The organism is Rhodoluna sp. (assembly GCF_024641065.1).
In the GTDB taxonomy this organism is placed as follows: domain Bacteria; phylum Actinomycetota; class Actinomycetes; order Actinomycetales; family Microbacteriaceae; genus Rhodoluna.
Map to the genome: position 1 here is coordinate 26626 of NZ_JAHEDV010000001.1, position 23327 is coordinate 49952.

Annotated in this window: 21 protein-coding genes; 19 read left to right on the forward strand and 2 right to left on the reverse strand. The window is 52.3% G+C overall.

What is annotated here, in order from left to right:
- Nucleotides 1–9: 9 nt before the first annotated feature.
- Genes Q0L26_RS00135 through Q0L26_RS00145 form a run of 3 tightly spaced genes read left to right on the forward strand, consistent with a single transcriptional unit; the run spans nt 10 to nt 3062 of the window.
- The gene (locus tag Q0L26_RS00135) at nt 10–960 is read left to right on the forward strand and encodes an ROK family glucokinase (protein WP_296645813.1); all 951 of its coding nucleotides are present in this window, start codon (nt 10–12) and stop codon (nt 958–960) included.
- A gap of 39 nt (nt 961–999) precedes the next feature.
- On the forward strand, nt 1000–1689 hold the full coding sequence (locus Q0L26_RS00140; RefSeq protein WP_296645815.1) for a lysophospholipid acyltransferase family protein: 690 nt from the start codon (nt 1000–1002) through the stop codon (nt 1687–1689).
- Nucleotides 1690–1700: 11 nt separating this feature from the next.
- A complete protein-coding gene (locus Q0L26_RS00145; RefSeq protein WP_296645818.1) occupies nt 1701–3062 on the forward strand; it encodes a class II 3-deoxy-7-phosphoheptulonate synthase in 1362 nt (453 codons plus the stop codon).
- Nucleotides 3063–3133: 71 nt separating this feature from the next.
- Here the strand turns inward: Q0L26_RS00145 and pknB are convergent, their stop codons facing one another.
- Nucleotides 3134–5056, reverse strand: coding sequence for a Stk1 family PASTA domain-containing Ser/Thr kinase (gene pknB / locus Q0L26_RS00150; RefSeq protein WP_296645821.1), 1923 nt, complete (start codon nt 5054–5056; stop codon nt 3134–3136).
- Nucleotides 5057–5162: 106 nt separating this feature from the next.
- Between pknB and Q0L26_RS00155 the strand changes: the two genes are divergently transcribed.
- The gene (locus tag Q0L26_RS00155; RefSeq protein ID WP_296645822.1) at nt 5163–5510 is read left to right on the forward strand and encodes an Rv2175c family DNA-binding protein; all 348 of its coding nucleotides are present in this window, start codon (nt 5163–5165) and stop codon (nt 5508–5510) included.
- 28 nt (nt 5511–5538) lie between these two features.
- Here the strand turns inward: Q0L26_RS00155 and Q0L26_RS00160 are convergent, their stop codons facing one another.
- The gene (locus tag Q0L26_RS00160; RefSeq protein WP_296645825.1) at nt 5539–6654 is read right to left on the reverse strand and encodes a polyprenyl synthetase family protein; all 1116 of its coding nucleotides are present in this window, start codon (nt 6652–6654) and stop codon (nt 5539–5541) included.
- A 72-nt stretch (nt 6655–6726) separates the two neighbouring features.
- On the opposite strand from Q0L26_RS00160, the gene Q0L26_RS00165 reads away from it, so the two are divergent.
- The 15 genes from Q0L26_RS00165 to Q0L26_RS00235 all read left to right on the forward strand — a co-directional run bounded on the left by Q0L26_RS00165 (nt 6727) and on the right by Q0L26_RS00235 (nt 23310).
- Nucleotides 6727–7089, forward strand: a complete 363-nt coding sequence (locus Q0L26_RS00165; RefSeq protein ID WP_296645827.1) for a DUF3040 domain-containing protein — start codon at nt 6727–6729, stop codon at nt 7087–7089.
- A gap of 199 nt (nt 7090–7288) precedes the next feature.
- Nucleotides 7289–7720 (forward strand): division/cell wall cluster transcriptional repressor MraZ, encoded by a 432-nt coding sequence (gene mraZ, locus Q0L26_RS00170; protein WP_296645828.1) that lies wholly within the window; start codon nt 7289–7291, stop codon nt 7718–7720.
- Between the two features lie 13 nt (nt 7721–7733).
- Entirely contained in the window at nt 7734–8696 is a 963-nt protein-coding gene (gene rsmH, locus Q0L26_RS00175) for a 16S rRNA (cytosine(1402)-N(4))-methyltransferase RsmH (RefSeq protein ID WP_296645831.1), read from the forward strand.
- On the forward strand, nt 8693–9241 hold the full coding sequence (locus Q0L26_RS00180) for a hypothetical protein (RefSeq protein WP_296645833.1): 549 nt from the start codon (nt 8693–8695) through the stop codon (nt 9239–9241). Before rsmH ends, Q0L26_RS00180 begins: the two co-directional genes overlap by 4 nt.
- A gap of 11 nt (nt 9242–9252) precedes the next feature.
- Nucleotides 9253–11019 carry a penicillin-binding protein 2 gene (locus Q0L26_RS00185; RefSeq protein ID WP_296645835.1) on the forward strand — a complete coding sequence of 589 codons (1767 nt, stop codon included), beginning with the start codon at nt 9253–9255 and terminating at the stop codon, nt 11017–11019.
- 2 nt (nt 11020–11021) lie between these two features.
- Nucleotides 11022–12569 carry a UDP-N-acetylmuramoyl-L-alanyl-D-glutamate--2,6-diaminopimelate ligase gene (locus Q0L26_RS00190; protein ID WP_296645836.1) on the forward strand — a complete coding sequence of 516 codons (1548 nt, stop codon included), beginning with the start codon at nt 11022–11024 and terminating at the stop codon, nt 12567–12569.
- The gene (gene murF / locus Q0L26_RS00195; RefSeq protein ID WP_296645839.1) at nt 12566–13981 is read left to right on the forward strand and encodes a UDP-N-acetylmuramoyl-tripeptide--D-alanyl-D-alanine ligase; all 1416 of its coding nucleotides are present in this window, start codon (nt 12566–12568) and stop codon (nt 13979–13981) included. The genes Q0L26_RS00190 and murF overlap by 4 nt, the downstream gene beginning before the upstream one ends.
- The gene (mraY, locus tag Q0L26_RS00200) at nt 13978–15078 is read left to right on the forward strand and encodes a phospho-N-acetylmuramoyl-pentapeptide-transferase (RefSeq protein ID WP_296645841.1); all 1101 of its coding nucleotides are present in this window, start codon (nt 13978–13980) and stop codon (nt 15076–15078) included. Before murF ends, mraY begins: the two co-directional genes overlap by 4 nt.
- An 8-nt stretch (nt 15079–15086) precedes the next feature.
- The gene (murD, locus tag Q0L26_RS00205; protein WP_296645844.1) at nt 15087–16550 is read left to right on the forward strand and encodes a UDP-N-acetylmuramoyl-L-alanine--D-glutamate ligase; all 1464 of its coding nucleotides are present in this window, start codon (nt 15087–15089) and stop codon (nt 16548–16550) included.
- Nucleotides 16547–17812 carry a putative peptidoglycan glycosyltransferase FtsW gene (locus Q0L26_RS00210; RefSeq protein WP_296645845.1) on the forward strand — a complete coding sequence of 422 codons (1266 nt, stop codon included), beginning with the start codon at nt 16547–16549 and terminating at the stop codon, nt 17810–17812. The genes murD and Q0L26_RS00210 overlap by 4 nt, the downstream gene beginning before the upstream one ends.
- A complete protein-coding gene (locus Q0L26_RS00215) occupies nt 17809–18876 on the forward strand; it encodes a UDP-N-acetylglucosamine--N-acetylmuramyl-(pentapeptide) pyrophosphoryl-undecaprenol N-acetylglucosamine transferase (RefSeq protein ID WP_296645848.1) in 1068 nt (355 codons plus the stop codon). Before Q0L26_RS00210 ends, Q0L26_RS00215 begins: the two co-directional genes overlap by 4 nt.
- A 51-nt stretch (nt 18877–18927) precedes the next feature.
- Nucleotides 18928–20316: a UDP-N-acetylmuramate--L-alanine ligase gene (murC, locus tag Q0L26_RS00220; protein WP_296645849.1), complete on the forward strand. Its 1389-nt coding sequence runs from the start codon at nt 18928–18930 to the stop codon at nt 20314–20316.
- Nucleotides 20317–20372: 56 nt separating this feature from the next.
- Complete coding sequence (locus tag Q0L26_RS00225; protein ID WP_296645851.1) at nt 20373–21266, forward strand: FtsQ-type POTRA domain-containing protein; 894 nt, start codon at nt 20373–20375, stop codon at nt 21264–21266.
- Nucleotides 21267–21403: 137 nt separating this feature from the next.
- Nucleotides 21404–22612, forward strand: a complete 1209-nt coding sequence (gene ftsZ, locus Q0L26_RS00230) for a cell division protein FtsZ (RefSeq protein ID WP_296645853.1) — start codon at nt 21404–21406, stop codon at nt 22610–22612.
- Nucleotides 22613–22626: 14 nt separating this feature from the next.
- Nucleotides 22627–23310: a YggS family pyridoxal phosphate-dependent enzyme gene (locus Q0L26_RS00235; protein WP_296645855.1), complete on the forward strand. Its 684-nt coding sequence runs from the start codon at nt 22627–22629 to the stop codon at nt 23308–23310.
- Nucleotides 23311–23327 lie beyond the last annotated feature (17 nt).

Genomic DNA, 23327 nt, shown 5'->3' on the forward strand with positions numbered 1-23327 from the left:
GAGGTGAATATGCACGCGATTGGAATCGACATCGGTGGAACCAAAATTGCTGGCGCTCTGGTGGCTGAAAATGGCCAAATTCTAAAAGAGACCCGCGTGCCAACCCCAACCAGTGACCCTGCAGAATTGGTCAAAGCTGTCGTTGGTGTCATTCAGGAACTTCGCGATGGGCAGTCAGTTTTGGGTGTTGGTGTGGCTATGGCTGGCTTCATCGATGCGCAGCAATCTTCGGTTATTTACGGAACCAACTTTGGTTGGAAGAACTTTCCGCTCAAAACTGAAATCGAAGCTCAACTCGACCTTCCTGTGATCGTTGAAAACGATGCGAATGCTGCCGCCTGGGCAGAGTATCGCTTCGGAGCAGGCCGCGGCTATCAGCACATGGTGATGCTGACTCTTGGCACTGGCGTGGGTGGAGCAGTAATTGTTGACGGACGCATGCTTCGAGGCGGCTTTGGTGTAGCTGGAGAGCTGGGACATCTGCGCGTTGTACCCGATGGCATCCCATGTGGTTGTGGGCAAAAGGGTTGCATCGAATCATATGCTTCTGGAACAGCCTTGGTTAGAACAGCTCGAGAATTGGCTGCCTCTGGAGACCCAGCAGGTAAGCGCTTGGCCGAACTTCAGGCAGAGGCTGGCGAGTTGACCGGTGCTCAGGTTTATCAGGCAATCACCGAAGGTGACGAAGGTGCACTTGGTCTACTTGCCGATGTTGGTTCTTGGACTGGTCAGGCGATTGCGTCTCTGAGCGCTGTGCTAGACCCAGAGATCGTTGTCATTGGCGGCGGAGTGAGTTCAGCCGGCGAATTGCTGCTTGGATCAATTCGCGAGGCATACCGAAAGCACATGCCAGCTGCCGGCTACCGCCCGGAGCTTGAAATTGTGACGGCAAATTTTGTAAATGATGCCGGTGTGGTTGGCGCAGCCGACCTCGCCCGAGTCGCATTTTCAGACCGATAAACTAGGCTTTCGATGACTTACCAGGGAAGGGAGTAAAACGTGGCGTATTTCATTTTGAAGACCTTCGTGCTCGGCCCCTTGCTCAGGGTTTTGTTTCGTCCTTGGGTTCGTGGAATGGAGAACATTCCAACTTCAGGCGCGGCTATCTTGGCCAGCAATCACCTGTCGTTTTCAGACTCTATTTTCTTGCCTCTTCAGAGCCGTCGCCCGGTAGTGTTTCTTGCCAAGAGTGAGTACTTCACTGGCAAGGGCATAAAGGGTGCCCTGGTTCGTTGGTTCTTCAAATCAACTGGCCAGCTTCCGATCGACCGTTCCGGAGGCAAGGCATCCGAGGCGTCACTGAACACCGGCCTTAAAGTTCTAAGCCAAGGGCAAGTTTTGGGTATCTATCCTGAAGGAACCAGAAGCCCGGATGGACGCCTCTACCGAGGTCGTACCGGAATCGCTCGCATGGTGCTTGAGGCAAAAGTTCCCATCATCCCAGTTGCAATGATTGACACTGAAAAGGTTCAGCCGATTGGGCAACGTTTGCCGAAGATTCGTCGCATCGGCATTGTGGTTGGCAAACCTCTTGATTTTTCACGTTTTGACGGCATGGAGGGTGACCGAATTGTGCTTCGCGCAGTCACCGACGAAATCATGTACGAGTTGCAGAAACTCAGCGGTCAAGAATATGTAGATGCTTACGCATCCTCAGTCAAAGAAAAACGAGCTCGTCTCGCTAGGTAGGAAGTAGCAAAATGAACGAACCAGTAGTTGCAGCGGATCCAGCAGTTCTCGCCGGACTCGACAACTATCTAAGCCTGCCTGCAGCGCAGCAGCCTTCGTGGCCTGACGCGGCAGCAGTGGCTGAGGTGCGCGCTGAACTTGCCACCCTGCCACCATTGGTCTTCGCAGGTGAAGTAGACATCTTGCGTTCACGTCTAGCCGACGCCGCTTCTGGCAAAGCATTCTTGCTTCAGGGTGGTGACTGTGCTGAAACTTTCGTTGACGCAACGGCAGATCGAATTCGCAACCGAGTAAAGACGCTGCTTCAAATGGCAGTGGTTTTGACCTACGGTGCATCGATGCCGGTCATCAAAATGGGTCGCATGGCTGGTCAGTTTGCTAAGCCGCGCTCGAGCGACTTTGAAACCCGTGGCGATGTAACTTTGCCAGCGTTCCGTGGCGACATCATCAACGGTTATGACTTCACCTCTGAGGCGCGCGTTCCAGATCCAAAACGCATGGTCAAGGCTTACAACACCTCGGCATCGACTTTGAACCTTATCCGAGCCTTCACCCAGGGTGGTTTCGCAGACCTTCGCTCAGTGCACGAGTGGAACCGTGGTTTTGCCAACAACCCTGCGAATGAGCGTTACCTTTCGCTGGCCCAAGAAATTGACCGTGCGATCAAGTTCATGGCCGCCTGTGGTGCAGATTTCAACGAGCTTAGAACCACTGAGTTCTACGTGAGTCACGAGGGTCTGCTGATGGATTACGAGCGCCCGTTGACTCGAATTGATTCACGCACTGGTAACCCATACATGACCTCTGGTCACTTTATTTGGATTGGTGAGCGCACTCGCCAGATGGATCACGCTCACGTTGATTACCTTTCACGTGTTCGCAACCCGATTGGTGTGAAGCTGGGCCCAACTACTCAGGTTGAAGATGTAATCGAGCTAATCGAACGCCTTGACCCAAACCGTGAGCCTGGTCGTTTGACCTTCATTACCCGCATGGGCGCTGGCAAGATTCGCGATGAACTTCCTAAGCTGGTTGAAGCTGTTCGTGACTCTGAAGCCAACCCGCTTTGGATCACAGACCCAATGCACGGTAACGGAATCACCACTAAGAACGGCTACAAGTCACGTCGTTTTGACGATGTCATGGATGAAGTCAGTGGCTTCTTCGAGGTGCACAAGGCAGCCGGAACCTATCCTGGTGGTGTTCACGTTGAACTAACCGGTGATGACGTCGCCGAGTGTCTCGGTGGTTCTGAAATGATCGATGAGGCGAGCCTCGAGGAGCGCTACGAATCAGTTTGCGACCCGCGCCTGAACCACATGCAATCACTTGAATTAGCGTTCCTAGTGGCCGAGCAATTGGCTAAACGCTAAATCTGAACCTAATGGTTATCCCCGCCGATAGTCGGCGGGGATAACCATTTAAGTGCGAGCGTGCTTTAGCGCTAGCGGCTGTAAATGGTAATAGTCGAACCTGATTTGACCAGTGTTCCAGCTGGTTGGCTAACTCTTTTGACCTTCACGATTCCCCAGCGGCTGCTCAACTGATCGGTGTCGACTACCACGTTGAATCCTGCTGCTTTGAGAGCTCCTTCGGCTGCAAGTATGGTTTCGCCGACCACTGCTGGAACAGCGACTAGATCGGGGCCTTTGGAGATTGTCAGAGTGACTTCTGAGCCTTCACCAAGAGGCTGGGAGCTTGGAACGAGACTGATAACTTGGCCTTTGGTCACAGTGTCTGAAAATTCTTCAGAGACGCCTGCGACTTTTAGCCCAGCAGCGGCCAGGGCCGCCGTTGCAACTTCTTGACTCAACCCCGCGACAACGGGAATAGCACCCAATGAAACTTTGAGGTCGACGGCAGTGCCACCGGGTAATTCAGCTGTTGTGTCAGCAGAAGTTTCGTAGACCGTTCCTAGCGGTGAATCAACAAACCATGAAGAGACTTTGCCCAGTTTTAGGCCAGCCCCAACCAGCGCGGTGGTCGCCTCGGCTAGGTTTTTACCGAGCAGTTTAGGCACTGTTACGACGGCCGGACCAGCCGAGGTGACAATCTTGATGTCGCCACCAAAATACAACGAGCCTGCGCCCGGCTCTGTGCGAATTACTAATCCGACCGGAACTGACTCATTGCTCTCAGTGATGATTTGAATCTTTGCATTTAGTGATTCGAGGGCAGCAGATGCTTGCTCGCTGGTTCGGTTAGAAACATCAGGAATGGCTTTGAAGCCGCCTGGTCCAGCGCCAAACCACCAGCCCGCTCCCGCTGCGAGTAATACTGTCAATAGAGTTGCGATTGCGATTCGCAGGAGGCGCCGTGAGCGACCCAACTTGGCCAGCTCGCTTTCCTCTTCGGTCGCGACCTCAAAGTCATCTAGAACCGTTGTTGCGTTTAGGTCATCAAGTTTTTCGGTTGAATTGAAATCTGGGATGACCTCCGTCGCATTTGCCTGCAAAGCGCCAGATCCGGTTGCCAACGGAGAAATTACCTCGGTGGTGTCAAGCTTTTGAGTGGTATTGAGTCGTCGACCAGTTCGCCCGTTGTCAAGGTCGCGGCGCGCACGTTGAACTGCAGCAAGGAGTTCGCCTGCATCTGCTGGTCGGTGGCTGGCGTCTTTGGCACATGCCCAGAGCACGAGCTCGTCAACGATCGGTGCAATCTCTGAATTAAGGCTTGAAGGAGCCGGTACCTGGCTATTGGCGTGTTGGTAGGCAATCTGAACTGCCTGCTCGCCTTCGAAGGGCTGGCGACCAGTGAGCATTTCGAAAAGGATGATGCCTGCCGCATACACGTCACTTCTGGCATCGGCAATACCGCGCAGAACTAGCTCGGGTGAGAGGTACGCCACTGTGCCAACCAGAGAGCCGGTGGATGTGTGGTTATCAATGTCTCTGGCCAAGCCGAAGTCGCCGAGCTTGATTCTGCCGTCATCTGCAAGAAATATATTTTCAGGTTTGAGGTCACGGTGAAGAATTCCGGCGCGATGAGCTGCAGCTAATCCGGTGAGAAGTTTTTCAAAAAGCGCTAGCCCGCGCTTTGAGTCGATTGATCCATGCTCTCTTAGCGCGTCACGAAGGGTAATTCCAGGAACATATTCCATCGCGATGTAGGCGAGATGTCCATCCTGGCCTTGGTCAAAAATGTTGACCAAATTTGGGTGTGAGATACGCGCGGCAATTAGTGCCTCTCGCATGAACTTTTCTCTAAAGTCTTGGTCGTTCGACAAGTGTGGGTGGATTATCTTGAGCGCCACCTCGCGTTGCAGGCGAGTATCAATAGCCAAATAGACAGTTGCCATACCGCCGCTAGCAACGAGATTCTTAATCAAATAGCGGCCGCCGATGAGTCGGCCAGAAAGATCCGCCATCGTTTACTCCTAAAAAAGTGGTGCCGGTCGCAATATTGCTGCCCCAATATCATCCCACGAGGCTAGGGGATACCACAGAGGCGCTCAGGTGTGGCAATCTTGTCTTGTGAATGATGTTCTTGATGCAGTGCCTGCTTGGCTAACCGTCCCCGAAGTTGCCGACCAACTCGATATTCCTCTTGGTCGCGTTCGTCGACTAATCGAGGAGCACCACCTGGTTGCGGCGCGACGAGACGGAGTGCTGAAGGTTCCTGCCGAATTGATCGTAGATGGTGAGCCACTAGCAAGTCTTCACGGCACAATAATCGTTTTGCTTGATTCGGGTCTTGACATTGATGAAGCTGTGAAGTGGCTTTACACCTTCGACGACACCCTGCCTGGAACCCCAATGGAGTTTTTGCTCAAGGGTCACAAGTCAGCGGTGCGCCGTTCAGCGATGATGCTTGCGCTCTAATAGAGAAGCGCGATCTAACTAGAACTAATTAAGCGTCACGATTAATAACTAGAAGAGCTAGTTTTTTCAGCTGTTCTTTAGCTCTTGGGTCGAGCTCCAGGCTCTCTAATGCGTTCAAGCTTTCGTCAGCAAGTTCTTGCATCATTCGTTCAGTTTTGGCCAGTGCACCACTGTCGATAATGGTTTGTTGCAAGAACGCAATCTGTTCACCGTCAAGAACTCGACTGGTCAAAAGTTCGTCAAATATCGTGGCAATTGACTTCGGCAAGGTCTCGCGGGTTAGCCCAACCAAAACAGTACGCTTGCCTTCGCGAAGATCATCTCCCGCGGGTTTTCCGGTTACCTCAGGGTCGCCAAAAACACCAAGGATGTCATCTTTGAGCTGAAAGGCCATGCCCAAGGGGATTCCAAAGGCTGATAGCCCGCGAAGCATCGCCGGGGTTGCTCCGGCAAAAGCCGCGCCAATCAACATCGGCGCCTCAATGCTGTACTTGGCTGTCTTATACAAGATCACGCGGGTTGCTCGACCAACCGATTCGCTGGCCGGGCGAGTAAGTGCCGCATTCTCTTCTAGAACGTCTAGGTATTGACCGGCCATTACCTCAACACGCATCTTGCTGAATTCGTTTCGGCAGGCGGTTTCAATCTCTGGAGTTGGTGCGTTCAGTAGGGCATTGCCGAATAGCTCGCTGCTCCAACCCAACATGAGGTCGCCAACAAGCACTGAGCCGGCTGTTCCGAATCGCTCTGGGCTTCCCGCCCAACCAGATTCTTGGTGCAGGGCTTCAAACCTTTTGTGCACGGATGGAGCTCCGCGTCGGGTGTCCGACTGGTCGAGAAGATCGTCGTGAACCAGGGCTGCAGCGTGGAACATTTCAAGGGCGGCGGTGATGCTCACCATTGCTTCAGCCGATGCGGCGCGTTGCTGCTCTGATTGCTGAAGGTCGGCCGATTCGAGTGCGCCCACCCAAGACCAGTAGGTGAAAAGTGCACGGAATCTTTTGCCGCCGCGAAGAAGGTCTTGGGTGTAGTCAACAACGGGAACAAGATCTGGAGAAATCATTTCGAATTCAACTCGTCTGGCGTTGCAAAATTCATCCAAGTTTTCTTGAATTAGCCCAAGTAGCGCTTTAGATTCAGTCACGGCACTAGCCTAACGCCGAACTGGAGCCTACAATTTGAACTAGTGGCGCGATGCGCAGTTTTAGGAGTTTCGATGGGTCTGTCTGAGCAAGAGCAAAAGCTTCTTGATGAGCTAGAACGCGGTTTCTATGCAACCGACGCGAACCTCGCTTCAAAGCTCGGCGAAGGTCGTGTTATTTCACCGCGAAGAATTATCGCCGGGGCAGCAGTTGCCATTATCGGATTGTCACTTTTGATTGTGGCAGTGATGTTGCAGGTGGCCGCATTCGGTGTGGTCGGTTTCTTGGTGATGCTTGCGGGTCTTATTTTGGCCAGCTCAAATGTCAACCGCACCATCACCAGCTCAAAAAAACCGGTTGCAGGCAAGGCTGCCAAGCAGGCTGGTCAGGCAAAAAACTTCTTCGAAGACCGCTGGGATCGCCGCCAGGGGCAATAAACCGAAAAACACTCCAAACCCACCCAAATCGGGTGGGTTTTTTGCTTTAACAAGGATTTTTCCTCCACAGCCAAAAACCGCTTGAATTCGCGACACGCTGGCGATAAGCTCATAAAATTCCGCTAAATATCCACAATTGTGGAGCGAAGTGGAGTAAAGTGGAGTTAGTTGTAAATGTCGATCGAGAAAGGGGGCGAAGATGCTACTCGGTACGCACACGCCCAAGCTCGATGACAAAGGCCGTGTAATCCTTCCGGCCAAGTTCAGAGACGAACTTCAAAGCGGTTTGGTTATCACCCGTGGTCAAGAGAACTGTCTGTATGTTTTTAGTGCTGCCGAGTTTGCAGCCGTGCACGACAAGATTCGTCAAGCGCCGGTTACCAATGTCGACGCCCGCAACTACCTTCGTGTTTTTCTTTCTGGCGCCTCAGACGAGCAACCAGACAAGCAGGGTCGGGTAACTATCCCAGCGGCCTTGCGTCAATACGCCGGCTTAGACAAAGACCTAGTCGTCATCGGTGTTGGTTCAAGAGCTGAAATCTGGAATGCATCAGCCTGGAACGAATACCTGAAGCGTCAAGAGTCGCAGTTTGCCGAAGTTGCGCAGGAGGTGATTCCTGGACTTTTCTAGTCCCGGATAACCAATGGCTAAGCTCATCTCTGAACTGCACGACCCAGTACTTCTAGAACGCGCAATCGAACTTCTTGGCCCATCATTGACCACCGATGGTGCCGTGCTCGTAGACGGAACCTTGGGCTTGGGTGGCCACAGCGAGGCTTTTCTCGAGCGCTTTCCTAACATCACCTTGGTTGGCATTGACCGCGATCCTTCAGCGCTTGCTCTCGCGGGTGAGCGCCTGCAGCGTTTCGCCAATCGAATTCACCTGGTGCACGCGGTTTATGAAGAGATCTTGGATGTTCTCGACGAACTAGAGATTTCTGCAGCTAATGGCATTTTGCTCGACCTTGGTGTTTCATCCATGCAATTAGACGAACGCGACCGCGGATTTGCATACTCTTACGAGGCACCGCTAGACATGCGCATGGATTCAACCGTAGGAAAAACCGCGGCTGACATCGTCAATAACTACACCGAGGCTGAACTTGCCAGAATCTTCAAGGAATTCGGTGAAGAGCGCTACGCAAAAGCTGTTGCCCGTGAAATCGTTTCAGCACGCAAGATCAAGCCTTTTGAAACCAGCACCGAGCTGGCCACACTAATCGCCAAGGTGATTCCTTTTATCCCAGGTAAATCAACCGGTCACCCAGCAAAACGAGTTTTTCAGGCGCTGCGCATCGAAGTGAATGGAGAGCTCGAAGTACTTGAGCGCACCATGCCGGCAGCGCTCGATGCACTGGCAGTCGGCGGACGCATCGTGGTCATGAGTTACCACTCACTCGAAGACAGAATCACCAAGCAGGCCTTTTCGGCCGCAGCAAACTCTTCAGCGCCGATTGAACTTCCGATTGAACTTCCTGAGCACGCACCAACAATTCGACTGATTGTAAAAGGTGCCGAGCCAGCATCAGCCGAAGAAATTGCCCGAAACCCAAGAGCAGCGTCGGTTCGCCTTCGCGCAGCAGAAAAAATCCGGAGTAAAGCATGAGCACAGCACGTCTAAGCCAGCGTTCAGTCCAGCCGCAGCAGCGAGTAAACCTTCGCGCCTTGCCTGCGATGGGTGCTGCGCGTGCCAACCGTTCAGCGATGGTGTTTCTAGCAATTTGCGTTGCAGCGATTGCCGTACTGAACCTGTGTATTCACATCATGACTTCAAACGCTGTTTACGAGTTGGCTGACTTGCAGGCCCAGAAGCGCGAGCTAACCACCAACGCTCAGATCTTGAGTGAGCAGGTAGATTCGCTGTCTTCACAGCAGAACCTTGCTGATTCTGCCCAGAAGCTTGGAATGATTGCCAACGCAAACCCAGTTTTCTTGCGTATTTCAGATCAGACCGTTCTTGGTCAGCCAAAGGCTGCGCTAGACACCAGCGGTCGTGTTGCTTCTAACTTGATTCCTAATGCCGCGCTAACCGAGCGCACCGGTGATATTTCATCGATGGTTGCGAGTTCAGGCGCTTCAGCAACCGCCGCCGTGGTTGCTGAGACTGTGGTCAGCTACGGTGGCCAAATTGCCGCTTCACCAACCAGATAATTTGGTGAACCATGGCCTACCTAAATCCAGGTGAACCTCAAAAGCGTCTAAAGCTTTTTGTTGGCATCGTTACCGTTATTGCGTTGCTCTTTGTTGGTCGCCTTTTTTACACCCAGGTCATTGATGCTGAACGGCTAAATACAATCTCGAGTGACCAGCGTTCGGTACCTCGCACACTTCCTGCGATTCGAGGCACTATCTACGATGCCGAGGGCAAGGTCTTGGCAAAGACCGTCATGCGCTATGACATAAATGTTGCTCCGAGCAAAGTGGCCGAATTCACTCGAACCCTAAACGACCAAGATGTGCAGGTAACTGTAGACCAAGCTGCCGGCGAGATGGCGTCAGCACTTTCAATGACTAAAGCGGCAGTCTTGAAGAAAATTACTGGCACTGGCGAGTATGCCCAGGTCAAGAAGCGTGTTGACGCCGCTGCCTATCGTCAAATCAAAGATTTGAAAATTCCTTGGGTCTACACCGACGCGATCGCTGACCGCCTATATCCAAACGGAGCTGTGGCCGGAAACATCGTCGGTTTTGTCAATGCCGAAGGCATCGGCGTGGCTGGTATCGAGCAGATGTATGACAAGTGTCTTGCAGGTGTTTCGGGCCAAGAAACCTTCGAGACCGGTGCTGACGGAATCAAAATTCCTGAAAGCACTGTGACTATTACCGAGGCTGTTCCTGGTCGAGATGTTCACCTGACCATCAACGCAGATTTGCAGTATTACGCGCAGCAGGTAATGGCATCGACAGTTAGTTACTTGCGTGGTGACTGGGGTTCGGCCACGATTATCGACATTAAGACAGGTCGAATTTTGGCAGCTGCCGAGGCTCCGACCGTTGACCCAAACGCACCAGAGAAGAGCAAAAGCGAAGATCGCGGTGCCCGTATATTTCAGCAAGCGTTTGAGCCAGGCTCAACTCTGAAGACCATCACCGCTGCAATCGCAATTGAAGAGGGCAAGGCAACTCCTGAAACCAAGGTGACAGTTCCATATTCTTGGCCATTGCCGGGCGTTAACTACAACATCACCGACAGCCACGTTCACCCAACCGAGCAATTGACTACCACGGGTATTCTTCGCGATTCATCCAACACCGGTATCGCACAGATCGGTGGTTTGGTTGACTATAAGATTCGCCGAGCCTACCTAGACAAATTCGGCCTCGGTTCTAAGACTTCAATTGGTTTTCCAGGCGAACACTCGGGTCTGCTGAACACCCTAGAAAACTGGGATGGAATCAAGCGCTGGGTATCAACCTTCGGGCAGGGTGTCAGTGTTACCCCAATTCAATCAGCCATGATGTATCAGGCCCTTGGCAACGGGGGAGTATTGCTTGAGCCAACTCTGACCGATGGCTGTGCAGACGAAAACGGAAAGTATGCAACTGCTCCGGTAAAAGCTGGCAAACAAGTAGTCTCTGCCGCAACGGCCGAATCAACTCTTTTGATGCTCGAAAAAGTTGTTGAACACGGTGGTATTGGTCACTACGGAGCGGTTCCGGGCTACCGAATCGGAGCCAAAACCGGTACCGCTCAGATTACCGACCCTGCCACCGGTCGATACGGTTCGCTACACGCGGTGTCTTATATTGGCTTAGGTCCGATTGAAGACGCCCAGTTTGTGGTTGCAGTCACGGTTTATAAGTCGAGAACGATTTCAAACTCATTTGGTGTTGCGGGACCGTTCAAAAAAATCATGCAACAGACACTCCGAACATACCGAGTGCCTCCATCTACCACGAAATCGCCCAACATTGCTGAAGAATGGTAGAGATGACTATTCAAGAGCAAATTCCACCAATTTTGAGACCAGAGGCCGTTGTGCCAGTGCCTCTGAAGGCTTTTGCACAAAAATTCTCATTAGATTGGGCGCCTGAAGCCTCCGATGTAACCCTCACCGGCATCAGTATGAACACCGGCGATCTTCGCAGCGGCGACCTTTTTGTCGCTATGCCAGGAAGAAAGACTCACGGTGCCAAGTTCATGGCACAAGCTCTCGAACAGGGCGCAGTTGCCGTTCTAACCGATGCAGCGGGTGCAGCAGAACTCGGTCAGCTTTCGGTTCCAGTGCTCATCCTTGAGAACCCACGGGCTCACCTAGGCGATTTGGCCGCTTATGTCTATGGCAATGTGCCAGGCAACATGCCAAAGCTTTTTGCAACCACGGGCACGAACGGTAAGACCTCGACCAGTTATCTGCTCGAAGGTATCTTGCGTCAAATGGGTGAGGTTACCGGCCTAACATCAACCGCTGAGCGTCACATTGCCGGTGAAGTCATTGTCAGCCGCTTGACCACTCCTGAGTCGCCTGAAATGCAGGCTTTGATTGCTCGCATGCGTGAGAAGGGTGTGACCGCAGTAGCCGTAGAAGTCTCGGCTCAGGCACTGTCGCAGTTGCGAGTTGATGGCATGCACTTCGATGTGGTTGGTTTCACCAACTTGAGTCACGATCACCTCGATGACTATGCCGATATGGATGAATATCTGGCCGCTAAGCTGCCACTTTTCACCAAACGTCGAGCCGACCGCGGTGTGGTTTGCCTAGATTCAAAATACGGCCGCCTGGTTGCAAAGCAGTCAGAGATTCCAGTAGTTACTATCACTAGCGAAATGGGTGTAGACGCAGACTGGCATGTGGCTGTGACCGCCGAAACTCCACGATACACCTCATTTGTGCTAGCCGGCCCAAACGGCATCAACATTCGCTCACGCGTGCCACTACTTGGCATTCACATGGCAGCAAATGCGGGTCTTGCCATTGCAATGTTGGTAGAGGCCGGTTTTGATGCCAATCGAATCGCAGAAGCTATCAAGGATGGAATTGACGCCTATCTACCGGGTCGCACCGAGCGAGTAACTGGCGAGACCGGCCCAGACGTCTATGTTGATTTCGGCCACAGTCCCGATGCTTTCTTGAACACCCTGGCTGCGGTCCGAAAAGTAACTCAGGGTCGAGTCTTTATGGTCTTTGGTGCCGATGGAGACCGAGATGCCTCAAAGCGCCCGGCTATGGCCCAGATTGCTGCTGAAGGCTCGGATGTTTTGGTAATTACCGACCACCACCCTCGATTTGAAGACCCAGCCTCGATCAGAAAAACCCTGGTCGATGCAGCTCGTGCTGCGAGGCCCGAGCTTGAAATCATCGAGGTAAGCCCGCCAGAGGCAGCAATTCGCAAAGCCGTGTCTATGGCCCAACCGGGTGACGCCATTCTTTGGGCTGGCCCTGGCCATCAGGATTACCGTGACATTCGCGGTGTTCGCACTCCATACTCGGCCCGAGCAGAAGCTCGTGCAGCACTCAAAGAGTCTGGCTGGTCATGATTGCAATTTCATTAGCCGAGATTGCCAAAGCAATTGACGGCGAACTCATTATTGGCAGCTCGGGCTCGCAAGAAACTCTGGTTAGCGGTTCGGTCGAAACCGACTCAAGGCTGGTAAAGCCGGGTTCGCTATTTTTCGCAAAGCCGGGTGAGGTTACCGATGGGCACCTGTTTGTGCCAGCTGCTGTGCAAAATGGTGCCACTGCTGCCGTAGTTGAGCGCTACCTGCCTGAGCAGAACGATATTGCGCAAATTATTGTCAAGGATGTTGTTCTCGCTTTAGGCAAATTGGCTGGCTACGTATTGCAAAGCATCCGTGCTGTATCTGACTTGAAGGTCATTGGCATCACCGGTTCAAATGGCAAGACCACGACCAAAAACATGCTTCGCGCTATCTTGAGTCAAGTTGGCGAAACCATCGCACCGATCGAGTCTTATAACAATGAAGTTGGTGCGCCATATTCGATGCTTCAAACCACCTTCGACACCAAATATTTGGTTGTCGAGCTGGGCGCTGGTGGCCCAGGCAGCATTGCTTATTTGACTGAAATTGCAAAGCCAAATATCGGTGTTGTTCTGAAGGTTGGCTTGGCACACGTCGGTGAATTTGGTGGCATCGAAACCACAGCAAAAATCAAGGCGGAACTGCCAGCGAGATTATCGGCAAATGACCTCCTAATTTTGAACAGCGATGACGGTTACGTGCGTGATATGGCCGAACTCACCGAGGCGAAGAAAATCACTTTCGGTACCTCAGGCGATGCTGTTTACCGCGCGACCGGCCACGACCTCACAATCGATGGCACAGCTTTTGAATTGCACTGGCCAGATGCCGAAGTATCGAAACTGACTCTCCAGATTTTGGGGGAGCACCATGTCATGAATGCACTTGCTGCTGCGGCGGTTTCTGATCAACTTGGCGTTTCTCGTGCAGTTATTACCGAGGCGCTCGAATCAATGCCATTGGCTGAGCGCTGGAGAATGCAAACTACCCATCGCAGCGATGGTGTGACCGTCATTAACGATGCTTATAACGCCAGCCCAGACTCAACAAAAGCTGCGCTTCAAACCCTTGCTCACCTCGGAAAATCTGGCCGCAGAACCATCGCAATTTTGGGTGAAATGGCAGAACTGGGGCATGCTTCGCGTGAGCAGCACGACGCTATTGGTCGCACAGTTGTGCGGTTGAACATCGATCAATTAATCGTTGTTGGAGAGGCAGCCAAGCTAATCCACATGGGTGCTGAACAAGAGGGCTCCTGGGGCGGCGAATCGAAATTCTTTGAGGCGATTGACGAGGCTTTGGCGTTTGTTCGTGGAATGCTTATGGCTGGCGATATTGTGTTGGTGAAATCATCCAAGTCTGCCAACCTCAGACACCTGGGTGATGATCTTTTGGAGGTTCGTTCTTGAGAGCGATTTTGCTAGCCGGTGGAGTCTCAATGGCTTTCACGCTTTTGGCGACCCCTGCCTTTATTTGGCTGTTCCGCAAACTTAAGTGGGGCCAATTTATTCGCGATGACGGGCCTGAATCACACCACACCAAGCGTGGAACACCAACCATGGGCGGTGTGGTGATTATTGTTGCCGCGGTTATCGGATATTTCGTTGGCAAGCTAGCCAACAACGAGGTGCCTTCTGCCTCAGCACTCTTGGTTTTGCTCATGCTGGTTGGTCTCGGCCTGGTTGGCTTCATCGACGATTTCATCAAAACCCACAAGCAACGCAGCCTCGGTCTAACCGGCTGGGCGAAAATTGCCGGCCAAGGTGTGGTTGCTACCGTTTTTGCATTGCTTGCCTTGCAATTTCCAAACGAGGATGGTCTAACGCCAGCTTCAACCTTTATCTCTGCTATCAGAGACACCAACATCGATCTAATGATGTTTGGCACCATCGCGGGTTTGGCAATCTTCTTGATCTGGATCTACATTCTCGTTGCGGCAGCCTCAAACGGTGTGAATATCGCGGATGGCCTCGATGGGCTAGCAACCGGCTCTTCGATAATGGCTATCGGCGCTTACACAGTGATCGGCTTCTGGCAGTTCAACCAAGCTTGTGGATCGGTGCTAGAGAACGTTTCAGCCTGTTATTCGGTTCGCGACCCGCTAGACCTTGCTGTGGTCTCTACCGCAATCGTTGGAGCCCTAACCGGCTTTCTTTGGTACAACACCTCACCGGCGCAAATTTTTATGGGTGACACCGGTTCGCTTGGGCTTGGTGGTGCACTGGCGGCTCTTGCGATTCTTTCTCGCACCGAACTCCTTTTGCTTCTGATCGGCGGTATTTTTGTGATCGTCACCGGCTCAGTTGTTATTCAGCGAGTGTTCTTCAAACTAACCAAGTGGAAGACCGGCACTGGGCGACGCGTTTTCTTGATGAGCCCGCTGCACCACCACTTTGAGTTGAAAGGCTGGGCCCAGGTTACCGTTGTTGTTCGTTTTTGGATCATCGCCGGTCTTTGCGTGCTCAGTGGCATCGGCTTGTTCTATCTTGAGTGGATTGCTGGCTAAGCATTCTGATGACCGATTTTTCTCAGCTAAATAGTTGGCACGCCAATTGGCGTGACCTGCGTGTTGTTGTTTTTGGGCTCGGAGTGACTGGCTTCTCGGTCGCAGACACCTTGGCTGAGCTTGGTTGCAAAGTGCTTGTCGTTGCTGAAAAAGCTGATGCCGAACTTCTAGACATCCTTGATGTCATTGGCGTTGACCACATCAGTGGTGAAGAGGCAAAGGGAGTGCCCGCGGCTGTAAAAAGCTTTGAAGCGCAACTGGTGATTACTTCTCCAGGAGTAAAGCCAGAGCACGAACTTTTGCGCTGGGCTGCCGACGTGGCGATTCCGGTTTGGGTAGACATCGAACTTGCTTGGCGAGTTCGCGATAAGAACCCTGAGCGCGTTGCTGACTGGCTGATGATCACTGGCACCAACGGCAAAACCACTACCGTTCAAATGGTTGAGGCAATGATCAACCAGTCCGGCAAACGTGCCATCGCCTGTGGCAACATCGGTACTCCGGTATTGGACGCTATTCGTGAACCGGATGGTTTCGATGCTCTTGTTGTTGAGTTATCAAGTTTTCAGCTTCACTACCTAGGTACGGTTAAGCCATTTTCGGCCGCTGTTCTAAACCTTGCTGATGACCACCTAGATTGGCACGGATCTTTTGAGGCCTACCGTGATGCCAAAGCGAAAATTTTTGAAAACACCCAGGTTGCCTGTGTTTATAACGTTGCCGACTCACAGACCGAGCGCATGGTTGAAAATGCTGATGTTCAAGAGGGCGCACGCGCAATCGGGTTCACAATTGGTACTCCTATGCGCAGTCAGATCGGCTTTGTCGAAGACATTCTTTGCGATCGTGCATTCCTGGATGACAGGGCAAATAACGCACTCGAAATCGCGACGCTCGAAGATCTCTCAAACATCGGTGTTATGACTCCGCATCTGATGGCAAATGCAGCTGCAGCGACTGCGCTGGCACGTTCATACGGGGTTTCACCGGTTGACATTAAAGCTGCTCTCAAGAAATTTAGACTCGACGCACACCGAATTGAATTAGTTGCTGAAGCAGATGGCATTCGATGGATTGATGACTCGAAAGCCACTAATCCGCACGCGGCTGCGGCATCGCTGAATTCATTCGACAACATTGTCTGGGTAGTAGGTGGCTTGCTAAAGGGTGTTGACATCAGTGAGGTAGTCAAAAAGTACTCTGCTCGAATAAAGGCTGCCATTGTGATCGGCAAAGATCGCGAACCGGTGCTAGAGGCGCTTTCACGCCATCTTGGTGCCAAGCCGGTAATCGAAATCTTGGCAGATGCCGGAGCTCAAGTCATGGCAGAAGTAGCGACAGCGGCAGTGTCGTTGGCGCGTGACGGAGACACTGTCTTGCTTGCACCAGCAGCGGCTTCAATGGACCAATTCAAGGATTACGCCGATCGAGGCAATTCATTTGCTGAAGCTGTCAGGATGGCGCTCAAGTGAAAAAGGCGCACGAACGACGTCGTCCACCAGTAGCTAAACCGGTTCGACCTCAACTGAACATTTCTTCAAGCGTGCGTGAGCTGAGAGCTAACTCGGGTTCAGCCGCCCGCGGAATGTATAACCGAATTTTCGCTGCACAGTCCCAAAACTTTTATCGACTGCTCGCGTTCACCTTCTTCTTGCTGGTTTTTGGTTTGGTGATGGTGTTTTCTGCTTCGTCGATTGACTCACTAAAAGACACGAATAACTCGCTCACCATCGGCGGGCGTCAATTGTTGTTTGGTGCAATCGGACTGGTAGCACTGGCAGCAGCTTCAATGCTTTCGATTCAAACCATCAAGCGTTTCGCAAAGTTTGCCTTCGTAATCACGATGGGCATGCAGCTACTTGTTTTAGTCATCGGAAAAAGCGTTGGCGGTAACCGAAACTGGATTCAAATTCCGGGAGTTGGTGCAATTCAGCCATCCGAGTTTTTGAAAATTGGCTTGATTTTGATGCTTTCACTCTGGATGGCAAAGCGACAGGATCGCCTTTATGACGGCCGGGTCTGGTGGCAGGCCTTGCTAATCGCAGTCGCGGCCATGGGTTGCGTGCTATTGGGTAGCGACCTCGGAACAGTAATTGTTATGTTTGCATCAGTCATGATGCTGTTGAACCTGGCTGGCATGCCTAACCGTATCAATTTGACTGTAATTGCCGCGGTAATTATTTCTGTGCCGATGCTTCTGACAGTTGGTTCGGGGTCGCGCGTGGGCCGAATTATGGCTTGGTTGAATCCGAGTGCACCTGACCCTAATGACTACAACTGGCAACCGATTCATGGTGAATACGCGATTGCAGCCGGCGGTATTTTTGGCTCGGGTCTGGGCGAATCCAAAATGAAGTGGAGTTGGATTCCGGTAGTAGAAAACGACTTCATTTTTGCGGTTATCGGCGAAGAGCTTGGTCTAATCGGCGCGGCTGTACTCATTGGCCTCTTCGTGTTTTTGGCGATTTCGTTTCGACGAATTTTTGAAAATACCAGGGATGACTTCGCGCGCTTCGTTGTTGGCGGCGTCATGTCTTGGATCGTGCTGCAGGCACTGATCAACATCGCCGTGGTTCTCAGATTGCTTCCGGTGTTGGGTGTGCCACTGCCACTGATTTCTCAGGGTGGTTCATCGTTGGTTGCAACTCTCGGAGCCATCGGTCTGGTTCTAGCCATCGAACGAGACAACCACCTAAACTTCTCTAACTTTCGTCAGCCTAGGAGAGTGCGATGACTAACTTTCTTTTGGCTGGTGGCGGCACTGCCGGGCACGTCAATCCATTGCTCGCGCTTGCCGACAAAATTGTCGCCCGATCAGCAAGCGACCAGATTTGGGCTCTCGGTACAGCTGAGGGGCTCGAGGCTGAGTTGGTTCCCGCCCGTGGCTATCAACTTTTGACTATTGCAAAGTTGCCTTTTCCTCGAGGCCTGGGCGGTTATGCAATTAAGTTTCCAGCCAAGTTTCAGGCCACTATCAAGCAGGTTGAAAAAATCATCCTGGATAAAAAAATCGACGTGGTTGTTGGTTTTGGCGGGTACGCCAGCGCGCCCGCCTACCTAGCGGCAAAGCGTACCAAAGTTCCGTTCGTAGTTCACGAGGCGAATGCTTTGCCCGGTTGGGCTAATAAACTCGGCTCGAAGTTCGCTGCCGCAGTTGGGGTTGCTTTCAAAGCTACGAAACTCAAGAATGCAACTTTTGTGGGTATGCCGCTGCGGAGCGAAATAGAAGCATTGGCCAACCACAGTGATCAAGCTTCGGCTCGCGTCCATTTTGGCTTAGACCCTGAGACGGTGACATTGCTGGTCACCGGTGGCTCGCTAGGGGCCAAGCGCATCAACGAGACTATTGAAGCTTCAAGGCGCGTTTTGAATGCGGCAGGAATTCAGGTGCTTCACATCGTCGGCGGAAGGTCAGAGTTGCCGCCGGTTAGTGAACCAGGATTTGTGCGAATCGCATACTGCGACCGCATGGATCTTGCGATTTCGGCAGCTGACTTTGCCATTTCGCGAGCCGGAGCATCTACAGTCAGCGAGTTTGCCGCGGTCGGATTACCGGCAGCATATGTTCCGTATCCGGTGGGCAACGGTGAGCAACGCTTCAACGTGACCGAGATTGTGGCTGCTGGCGGCTCAACCATGGTGCTTGATTCAGGCTTCACGCCTGCCTATGTTGCATCAGAAATCGTGCCGCTCATGTCGAACCGACGCTTGCTCAAAGCTATGTCAGATGGCGCCAAGTCTGTCGGAGTCGCAGACGGTTCGGAGCGCCTTTTGAGTTTGATTCTCGGTGTTTTGTAATCAAATGTTCAGGCGTAATGCCTAGTCTTAGTACCGAGCGTAAGGAACCAAATGATTAAGCCAGACTTCACCCAGCCGGTGCCTGCCGACCTCGGCACAGTTCACTTTATTGGCATTGGCGGGTCAGGAATGAGCGGAATCGCTCGCATACTTCTTGGCATGGGCCACAAAGTAACCGGTAGCGACTTGCGTGACACCGACACGGTTGCTGCACTGCGCGAACTAGGTGCAGAAATCGCAATTGGCCATGATGCCGCGAACCTAGGAAACCCAGACACCGTCGTGGTTACTTCAGCACTCTGGCCGACTAACCCTGAGTACCTGCTGGCAAAAGAGCTCGGTATTCCGGTTATTCACCGCTCTCAAGCTCTGGCCTACCTAACCTCAAAGCGCGAGGTAATTGCGGTTGCTGGCGCGCACGGCAAAACTACGAGCACAGGCATGATCATCACCGGCCTTCTTGGTCTTGGCGAGGACCCAAGTTTTGTTAACGGTGGTGTAATCGCAGCATTGAACGCATCTTCTGCTGCCGGATCTGGTGACTTGTTCGTCATTGAAGCCGACGAGTCAGATGGCTCATTCCTTCACTACGACACCGCAGTTGCTTTGATTACCAACGTTGATGCAGATCACCTAGATCACTACGGAAGCGAAGCGGCATTTGAAGCCGAATTTGCGAAGTTTGCAAATGGTGCCAAAGATTTTGTCGTAATTAGTGCTGATGACCCAGGTGCCGTTCGCGTCACCAAGCTAATTACCAGCAAACGAGTGATCACCTTCGGTCAAGAAAATTCGGCTGATGTGCGACTGTTTGACGTTGACGCAACTGGCGCCCGAGTTTCGTTCAGCGTGAGTGTTGAAGGAAAAGTTTTGTCGGCCAAGCTGAGTGTTCCAGGCGAACACAATGCAATCAATGCCGTCGGTGCGCTTGCGGTGTTGGTTGGTCTTGGTTTTGATGCTGCAGAAAGCCTCAAGGCAATTGAAGCCTTTGGCGGCACTGATCGTCGTTTTCAGCTTCACGGTGTTGAGCGCGGAGTTTCGGTGTATGACGATTACGCTCACCACCCAACCGAGTCTGCTGCCGCTATCAAAGCTGCTAAAGCAGTGGTCGGCGATGGTCGATTGATCACTGTCTTTCAACCGCACCTTTACAGCCGAACCCGAATCATGGCCCAAGAGTTTGCCGATGCTTTATCGGCAAGCGACGAAGTTATCGTGCTCGACATCTACGCGGCTCGTGAAGACCCAGAGCCAGGTGTTACCGGCGCTTTGGTGAGTGACCGTTTCAAGAACCAAGCCCAGGTTCACTACGTACCGAACTGGGATGATGTTCCTGCCGTTGCAGCTTCACTTGCCAAGTCGGGTGACTTCATCATGACCATGGGTTGTGGTGACATTTACCGAATGTGTCCAGAGCTTCTTGAAGCGCTGAAGAAGTAGCTTTGAGAAAACCGCAAACTCGAAACTCGTCGGCCAAGCCGTCGAGTAATTCGGCTTTGCCTAAAAAGCCAGTGCAATTGCCGGTAGCTCCATCCGAGAAATTAGCAAAGACCAAGCCCGCCAAGCGAAAGTCAGCTAAATTGCCGGCAGCTGTGAAGAAAGAGCAAAAGCGCCTAAGCCTGGTTCGAAAAGCTACATCGCGCAAGGGCCTAGCAAAAAAACTTTCGCCTGAAGCGCTCAGGTTTACCGCATATTCTCGAAATCGACGCCGGGTAATCATCGCCGTTATCGCATCGTTCAGCGCACTCATCGCTCTCGTGCTTGCCACGATTTTCACACCGTTACTGGCGGTAAAGAAGATCTCGGTCGCCGGCGAAGTGCGACTCTCTGAAAAATCAATTTTGAACGCCATCAAAGATCAAATGGGCAAGCCGCTGCCAATGATCAGTTCAGAAGAAATTGGTGTTTCGCTCAAGGCGTTTCCACTGATCGAAAGCTTCTCGGTGGTCAGCCTTCCGCCTCACGGTTTGTTGATTCAAATCACCGAGCGCCAGCCCATTTGCATAATTCGCATCGGGGGAGTGGATTACCTATATGACCCAGCCGGGGTGCGTATTGGCAAGGCCACTGCAAAGGATCGTTACCCAACAGTTTCGGTTTCTGGTGACCCAAGTAAATCGGAGCAATATCAAGCCGCAGTTGATGTGCTTCTGGCGCTACCGGTTGAGTTGTTTCCGAAGGTTTATTCCATGGATGCAAAGTCAAAAGATAACGTCACCATGGTTTTGCGCGGCTATGCCAAACAGCGGGTTATTTGGGGTGACAGTTCTCAGTCGGTCTTGAAGTCGAAAGCTCTTTCTGCACTGATTGCCAACCAAAAAGCTAACGTTCGAGTGACCTACGACGTCTCGTCACCGAACGCACCAACAGAAAACTACTCAAAGTTCTAGACACGCCTGCAAAAATGCCATGGATAAGGCCCTGCAGCGAATAGTTTCTTGGCGCAACGCAATTAAATCGAGAAACCATAAGGTTCAGGTTGAACCTTTGATCTCAAAGATTGCTTTTATAAGTCCGGAGGAACATCGTGGGTCTAGAGCAGAACTATCTAGCGGTAATTAAGGTTGTCGGCGTCGGCGGCGGTGGCGTAAATGCCATCAACCGAATGATCGAAGCTGGGCTCCGCGGTGTCGAGTTCGTCGCTATCAACACTGATGCGCAGGCCTTGCTGATGAGCGGTGCCGATGTAAAGATCGACATTGGTCGCCAGCTAACCCGCGGCCTAGGCGCAGGTGCCGACCCAGAGATTGGCCGTCGCGCAGCCGAAGACCACTCTGAAGAAATTGAAGCCGCTCTAAAGGGCGCTGACATGATCTTCGTGACCGCGGGCGAGGGTGGCGGTACCGGAACCGGCGCAGCTCCTGTAGTGGCGCGCATAGCTAAAACTCTTGAAGCTCTAACTGTCGGTGTTGTAACTCGACCATTCGGTTTTGAGGGCAAGCGTCGTGCTCAGCAGGCTGAGCAAGGCATCGACACCCTGCGCAACGAAGTTGACACTCTTATCGTGGTTCCAAACCAGCGTTTGCTAGAGCTGGTCAACAAGACTGTTTCAGTAGTGGAGGCCTTTGCAACGGCAGACGACGTACTTCGCGCTGGTGTTCAGGGAATCACCGACACCATCACAAACCCAGGCCTAGTGAACCTTGACTTCGCAGACGTGAAGTCAGTCATGAAGGGCGCTGGCTCGGCATTGATGGGTATCGGAACCGCCAAGGGTGAAGACCGTGCTGTTCGCGCAGCTGAAATTGCAGTTTCAAGCCCATTGCTTGAGGCCAGCATCGACGGCGCTCACGGTGTCTTGCTCCTTATCCAAGGTGCCAACGACATCGGTTTGCACGAGGTTGACGAGGCAGCACGACTAGTTCAAGAAGCCGTTAGCCCAGAGGCCAACATCATTTGGGGTATGTCAGTTGATGACAGCCTTGGTGACGAAGTTCGAATTACTGTTATTGCGGCTGGCTTTGATGGCGGCGCACCACGTCGCGTTGAGCGAGCACCGTTCAGCTCAATGGCAGCTCCGGCTTCGCCGGTTATTGCACCGGTTGTACCTCCGGTGGTAACCAGTAGCACTTCTTGGTTCGAATCTTCAAACCCAACTACCGAAGCTGTTGCTGTGATTTCTGGTGTTGACGAAGACGAAATCATCGCCGAGATCAAGGCGTCAGACACCGGCAAGCCTCAGTCAGCTGATGGCACCTGGGGCGACGACCTAGACATCCCTGAATTTCTTCGCTAGAAATTTTGCTGAATTTGCCATTAGCCCAGCGCCTGGTCGAAGTTCGAAATCGAATCGCAACCAGTGCTGAGGCTTGCGGCCGATTGGCCAGCGATGTAGAGCTTGTGGTGATTACTAAGAATCACGAGCCGCAACTTGTTCTAGACCTAATTGACCTGGGTGAACGAAATTTCGGCGAGAATCGCGATCAAGAAGCTAATCCAAAGTCAAAGTGGGTTGCTGAGCGCAGCGATGAAGCTATTACCTGGCACTTCGTAGGCCAGTTGCAAAGCAACAAGGTGAAGTCGGCGCTTGAGTACGCAACTGTCATCCACTCGCTTGATCGCCAGTCTTTGCTTTCTGCATTGATCAAAAGCGCGATTGATGCACCTAAACCGGTTGGGGTATTCGTTCAGTTGAACCTCACCGAGGATGCAGCTCGTGGCGGAATCGAACCGGCCAATCTAGAGCATTTTGCTAATGCAGTTCTTGAATCCCAGAATCTCTACCTCCTAGGCGTCATGGGGGTCGCCGCGTTAGATCGCGACCCAAGAATAGACTTCGAAACCATCGCTAAAGCGAGTGCGCAATTGCAGAAAATTTCTGCGGACTCAAAGTACATCTCAGCGGGCATGTCTCACGATTTTGAGGCTGCCATTGAGTTTGGCGCGACACACTTGCGCATTGGCACGGCAATCACAGGCAATCGCTCAAAATAGCCATATTCTGGCTAGAG

Bases quoted from the DNA above. Each gene is read 5' to 3' on its own strand.
- Q0L26_RS00190 (WP_296645836.1), top strand. From the start codon at position 11,022: ATGACTATTCAAGAGCAAATTCCACCAATTTTGAGACCAGAGGCCGTT.
- Q0L26_RS00180 (WP_296645833.1), top strand. From the start codon at position 8,693: ATGAGCACAGCACGTCTAAGCCAGCGTTCAGTCCAGCCGCAGCAGCGA.
- mraZ (WP_296645828.1), top strand. From the start codon at position 7,289: ATGCTACTCGGTACGCACACGCCCAAGCTCGATGACAAAGGCCGTGTA.
- Q0L26_RS00145 (WP_296645818.1), top strand. From the start codon at position 1,701: ATGAACGAACCAGTAGTTGCAGCGGATCCAGCAGTTCTCGCCGGACTC.
- murF (WP_296645839.1), top strand. From the start codon at position 12,566: ATGATTGCAATTTCATTAGCCGAGATTGCCAAAGCAATTGACGGCGAA.
- murC (WP_296645849.1), top strand. From the start codon at position 18,928: ATGATTAAGCCAGACTTCACCCAGCCGGTGCCTGCCGACCTCGGCACA.
- pknB (WP_296645821.1), bottom strand. From the start codon at position 5,056: ATGGCGGATCTTTCTGGCCGACTCATCGGCGGCCGCTATTTGATTAAG.
- Q0L26_RS00215 (WP_296645848.1), top strand. From the start codon at position 17,809: ATGACTAACTTTCTTTTGGCTGGTGGCGGCACTGCCGGGCACGTCAAT.
- Q0L26_RS00165 (WP_296645827.1), top strand. From the start codon at position 6,727: ATGGGTCTGTCTGAGCAAGAGCAAAAGCTTCTTGATGAGCTAGAACGC.
- rsmH (WP_296645831.1), top strand. From the start codon at position 7,734: ATGGCTAAGCTCATCTCTGAACTGCACGACCCAGTACTTCTAGAACGC.
- Q0L26_RS00135 (WP_296645813.1), top strand. From the start codon at position 10: ATGCACGCGATTGGAATCGACATCGGTGGAACCAAAATTGCTGGCGCT.
- murD (WP_296645844.1), top strand. From the start codon at position 15,087: ATGACCGATTTTTCTCAGCTAAATAGTTGGCACGCCAATTGGCGTGAC.
- Q0L26_RS00185 (WP_296645835.1), top strand. From the start codon at position 9,253: ATGGCCTACCTAAATCCAGGTGAACCTCAAAAGCGTCTAAAGCTTTTT.